This is a genomic window from Pseudomonas sp. UBA6276 (assembly GCF_002438365.1).
Lineage (GTDB): Bacteria > Pseudomonadota > Gammaproteobacteria > Pseudomonadales > Pseudomonadaceae > Aquipseudomonas > Aquipseudomonas coleopterorum.
The window spans coordinates 9,536-14,331 of the sequence record NZ_DJUS01000155.1; the positions used below are offsets into that span (position 1 = coordinate 9,536).

At 62.7% G+C, this 4,796-nt stretch carries 5 protein-coding genes; all 5 read right to left on the reverse strand.

Going from position 1 to position 4,796, the window contains the following annotated elements:
- On the reverse strand, positions 1-783 hold a 783-nt coding region (locus tag B2V21_RS17845), incomplete at its 3' end, for a ribonucleotide-diphosphate reductase subunit beta (protein ID WP_286917567.1).
- A 643-nt stretch (positions 784-1,426) separates the two neighbouring features.
- On the reverse strand, positions 1,427-2,383 hold the full coding sequence (gene cmoB / locus B2V21_RS17850) for a tRNA 5-methoxyuridine(34)/uridine 5-oxyacetic acid(34) synthase CmoB (RefSeq protein ID WP_286917568.1): 957 nt from the start codon (positions 2,381-2,383) through the stop codon (positions 1,427-1,429).
- Positions 2,380-3,162, reverse strand: a complete 783-nt coding sequence (gene cmoA, locus B2V21_RS17855; protein WP_177327980.1) for a carboxy-S-adenosyl-L-methionine synthase CmoA — start codon at positions 3,160-3,162, stop codon at positions 2,380-2,382. Before cmoA ends, cmoB begins: the two co-directional genes overlap by 4 nt.
- Before the next feature lie 159 nt (positions 3,163-3,321).
- Positions 3,322-3,714 carry a protease inhibitor I42 family protein gene (locus B2V21_RS17860; protein ID WP_049862345.1) on the reverse strand — a complete coding sequence of 131 codons (393 nt, stop codon included), beginning with the start codon at positions 3,712-3,714 and terminating at the stop codon, positions 3,322-3,324.
- Positions 3,715-3,942: 228 nt separating this feature from the next.
- Positions 3,943-4,796: S16 family serine protease (locus B2V21_RS17865; protein ID WP_286917569.1), on the reverse strand; the 854-nt coding region annotated here is incomplete at its 5' end.

Genomic DNA, 4,796 nt, shown 5'->3' on the forward strand with positions numbered 1-4,796 from the left:
GCCTTCGAGTACGCAGTAGTAGCCGATCAGGTTGCGCAGCAGCTCTTTGTCGGTTTCGACGGTGCCAGTGTTGAATTCCGGGTCGGAGATGGCGCGGGTGTACTTGAGGCCCCAGGCGGCTTTTTTAGCGACCGATGGGATCTCGTGGTACATGTTGAAGATTTCGCCTTCGTCCATGCCCAGGGATTCGATACAGTACTGGTAGGCGTGGGTGTGGATCGCCTCTTCGAAGGCCTGGCGCAGGATGTACTGGCGGCACTCCGGGTTGGTGATCAGGCGGTACACGGCCAGGGCCAGGTTGTTGGCGACCAGGGAGTCGGCGGTGCTGAAGAAGCCCAGGTTGCGCATGACGATGCGGCGTTCGTCGTCGGTCAGGCCTTCCGGGTTTTTCCAGAGGGCGATGTCGGCGTTCATGTTGACTTCTTGCGGCATCCAGTGGTTTGCGCAGCCATCCAGGTACTTCTGCCAGGCCCAGTCGTACTTGAAGGGGACAAGTTGGTTGAGGTCGGCGCGGCAGTTGATCATGCGCTTCTCGTCGACGGCGACGCGGGCGGCGGAGCCTTCGAGCTCGGCCAGGCCTTCGGCGATGTCGAGTTTGTTCAGGGCGGCCTTGGCGCGGGCTACGGCGGCGGAGTCGCTGGCGTGGGCGGCGCGGGCTTCCTGGGCGGCGGCACCGCCGGCGCTGTCGAGTTTGTCCATGGCAGCTTCGCTGGCGTGGCCGGCGTTGGCGCCTTTGGCGGGTTCGGCTGCGTCTTCTTTGTCGAATTCGTCCCAGCTCAGCATGGGGGAGGCTCCTGCTCGAGGCCGCTCGTGGCGGCTGATGAATTTGGAAATCTGATTACCGGGGTTGCGTGGTGCAACCTGGCGTTACGTGCGTGTTGCGTCGCCGGGTCCAGGCTTTTTCAGCGTGGTGCCACAGCGTGGGCTATCAACGATCCGGTCGGAACGCGCTGAGGGACTCGCTTCGCGGTCGGGCTTCGGTCGATGGACTCGTGCCGGCTTCGATGTCGCGATGGGTCATGTCTCAGGTCCTTGAAGTGGGCGGCGATTATAGGGTTTTTTGCTTGCTCGTGTTCACGTGCGGACACAAAAAAATCGGTCGAAACTCGTATTTCTCAGGACTGTTGCGTTCACTGCCGGTGTGTAGGCAGTAACAGCCGCAACCTTACGAAAATCGCCTATGTGGTGGTTTTCGTAAGAAGTGGACACAGGATATAGGCTTGAGTTCGGCTTAGAAACCCGACTGGCTGTTCAGAAAATAGCCAGATTTTCCCATGGGTGGGCTCAAGTCCTTGCCCTGCCTGCCTTCCGCGAAATGCAACCCTTCAGGATTTTTTTGTGGTTCTGTGAAGGAGTCGATGAGCGGCAGGGAGGCGAGTGCGACGGGGTTTGTTCACCGTTCATTCGCCTGTTCCAGCCTGGACCTTTATTTACGGGCAGTGATCACCGCTCGCATTGGCGCTGGCAGGCCTTCGACGGTTTTGCTGTGGTCGTCCGGATCGAGGAAGTCACTCAGTGACTGGAACTTCATCCATTCGGTGCCGCGCTGCTCGGCCACGGTAGTGATGCTCACGTCCACGCATTTCACGTCACTGAAGCCGGCGCGGCGCAGCCACAGTTCCAGGGCGGGCACGGAGGGGAGGAACCAGACGTTGCGCATCTGCGCGTAGCGGTCTTCGGGCACCAGGACCTGATGTACGTCGCCGGGGACGACCAGGGTTTCCAGGACCAGTTCGCCGCCTTTGACCAGGCAGTCCTTGAGCGCCAGCAGGTGCTCGATGGGGGAGCGGCGGTGGTAGAACACACCCATGGAAAACACCGTGTCGAAACCTTCGAGGCCGGCGGGCAGGTCTTCGAGGGCGAAGGGCAGGTGCCAGGCGGGCAGGTCGGGCAGATAACGCTGCACCGCCTGGAACTGGCAGAAGAACAGCCAGTTGGGGTCGACGCCGATGACGCTGTCGGCGCCGGCCCCGAGCATGCGCCATTGGTAGTAGCCGTTGCCGCAGCCAACGTCGAGGACCCGTTTGCCGCGCAGGTCGAGGTGCGGGGCGACGCGCTCCCATTTCCAGTCCGAGCGCCATTCGGTGTCAACGTGGACGCCGAACAGGTCGAACGGGCCTTTGCGCCAGGGTGACAGGCCCATCAGGGCAGCGCGCATCTGGTCGTGGGTGGCGGCGTTGTCTGCGCAGTCCAGGCGCAGGCCGTTGACCAGGTCGATGTCGCAGGCGGTGACCGGGGGCAGGGCATCGAGGGCGCTCTGCCAGCGTTGCAGGTCGCCGTGACCTTTTTCCATCTTGGTGTCGAGCTGGGCTTGCAGGCCATTGGCCCAGTTGGCCAGCGGGGTGTTGGCCAGGCGGCGGACGAGCGGGGACAGGTCAATCATGGCAGGGCGATCATCGAGGCGAAGTTGAGGCATTGGAACCAGGGCACGACCTTGCTGAAGCCTGCAGCAAGCAGGCGATCGCGGTTTTCTTCGAGGCTGTCGGGTTTCATGACGTTTTCGATGGCGCTGCGTTTCTGCGCTATTTCCAGGTCGCTGTAGCCGTTGGCGCGTTTGAAGGCGATGTGCAGGTCGGTGAGCAGGTCGTGTTGTTGGTCGTCTTCGAAGCGCAGCTTTTCCGAGAGGATCAGTGCGCCGCCGGGCACCAAGGCCTGGTGGATGCGGGTGAGCAGTTCCAGGCGCTGGGCCGGGGGGATGAACTGCAGGGTGAAGTTGAGTGCGATCACCGAGGCCGGTTTGAAGTCCAGGGCCAGGATGTCGCCCTCGATGACGGTGACCGGCAGCAGTTCCTGGAACATGGAGTTCTGCGCGTTGAGGTATTCACGGCAGCGCTCGACCATGGCCTGGGAGTTGTCGATGGCGATCACCTGGCAGCCTTCGGTGCGCACGTGCCGGCGCAGGGCCTGGGTGACGGCGCCCAGCGAGCTGCCCAGGTCGTAGAGGGTGGTGTTGGGCTGGGCGAATTGCGCCGCGAGCACGCCGAGGTTTTCCACGATGGTGGGGTAACCGGGCACCGAGCGTTTGATCATGTCCGGGAACACGCGCACCACGTCTTCGTTGAAGGCGAAGTCGGGGACCTGGCTCAGGGGCTGGGCGAATAGGCGGTCGGGCTCTTTGCTCACGGGGCGATCCAGGCGGGTTGCGGGAAAACGGGGCGGCATTTTAGCGGATGTGGGGCGGGGGTGCATTTTTTGTGGGGTGCGGTGTGGTTTTTTGCGCCCTGAGGGGATCCGTAGGAGCGGTCATCGGCCGCGAAGGAATATCGCGGGTAAAAGCGGTACCGAGGTGGCTCGTTCGCGGCCGATGACCGCTCCTACAGGCTACTTGACGGTGATGTCGCAGCTGAAGGTTTCAGCGGGCGGGACTTCCGGGGCCCAGGGTTGTTGCAGTACCAGCATCAGGTGGCCATCACCTGGCGCGCGTGCCTGGAAGCGCCAGGTGGATTGCCCGGCGGCACCGATCACGCCGGTTTCCCGAGCGCTGCTGTAGACCTCCGGACCCAGGCTGCGCAGGACGCTGGCACCGGGGTTCTGTACCAGCCAGCGGTAGCCTGTACTGGGGTTGGTGGGCAATTGCAGGGTAATGGTCTGGCCGACGCTGAGGGCAACTGGGCACTGGCTCTGGTCTTCCAGTTCGATGTTATGCCGTGGTTGCTGGGCGCAGGCCGTGAGCAAGGTGAGGCTGGCGGGCAGTATCAGGCGGACGACGGACATGGTGGCTCCGAACGGACGAGGATGGGGCAAGCATAACCCAGTTCATCGAATGTGCAGGAGTCAGGCGCCCGGGGCGCGTTTGAGCAGATTGCGGTGCGTTCGGTGGGGTGGCGGTGGACCCGGACGCGGCTCGCGCCGCTGCTACAGGGATCGTGGTGTTCTTGCCACCCGTAGGAAACGGCTCTTGTAGCAGCGGCGCGAGCCGCGTCCAGTTGCGCCGCCGCTGCGTCAGAACAGAATCTTGGCGACGTCGGCAAAACGTTTGGCGAAGTGCACGGTGATGCCCTGCTTTAGGTAATCCGGCAGCTCTTCGAAATTGCCTCGGTTGGGCTCTGGCAGAATCAATTCCATGATCTTCTGGCGCCGTGCAGCAATGACTTTTTCGCGCACGCCGCCGATTGGCAGGACGTGCCCGGTCAAGGTCAGTTCGCCCGTCATGGCCACGCCTTTCTTCGGCGCCTGATCGCGGGCCAGGGACAGCAGGGCGCTGGCCATGGTCACCCCCGCACTCGGACCGTCCTTGGGCGTGGCGCCCTCAGGCACGTGCAGATGCACGAAGGCTTCGTCGAAGAACTTGGAATCGGCGCCGAACTGCGCAAGGTTGGAGCTGATGTAGCTGTAGGCGATTTCCGCCGACTCCTTCATCACCTCGCCCAGTTGCCCGGTGAGCTTGAAACCGCGGTTCAGGGTATGGATGCGCGTCGCCTCGATCGGCAAGGTCGCGCCACCCATGCTGGTCCAGGCCAACCCGGTAATCACGCCTTTGCCCGACAGCACCTGCTCGCTGCGGAATACCGGCATCCCCAGAGAAGCTTCAAGGTCCTTGGGCACCAGTTTGATCGGCACATCGGGTTTGTCGATCAACTGCACGACTGCCTTGCGCACCAGTTTGCCCAGCTGTTTCTCCAACTGGCGCACGCCGGCCTCGCGGGCATAGCCCTCGATGACGGTACGCAGGGCGCTATCGCTGATGGTCAGGCGAATTTTGTCGACACCTGCCTTGGCCAGCTGCTTGGGCCACAGGTGACGCTTGGCGATCGCCATTTTCTCTTCGGTGATGTAGCCGGACAGGCGGATCACTT

Excerpts from the sequence above, each read along its gene's own strand:
- cmoB (WP_286917568.1), bottom strand. The coding sequence starts at position 2,383 with ATGATTGACCTGTCCCCGCTCGTCCGCCGCCTGGCCAACACCCCGCTG.
- cmoA (WP_177327980.1), bottom strand. The coding sequence starts at position 3,162 with ATGCCGCCCCGTTTTCCCGCAACCCGCCTGGATCGCCCCGTGAGCAAA.
- B2V21_RS17860 (WP_049862345.1), bottom strand. The coding sequence starts at position 3,714 with ATGTCCGTCGTCCGCCTGATACTGCCCGCCAGCCTCACCTTGCTCACG.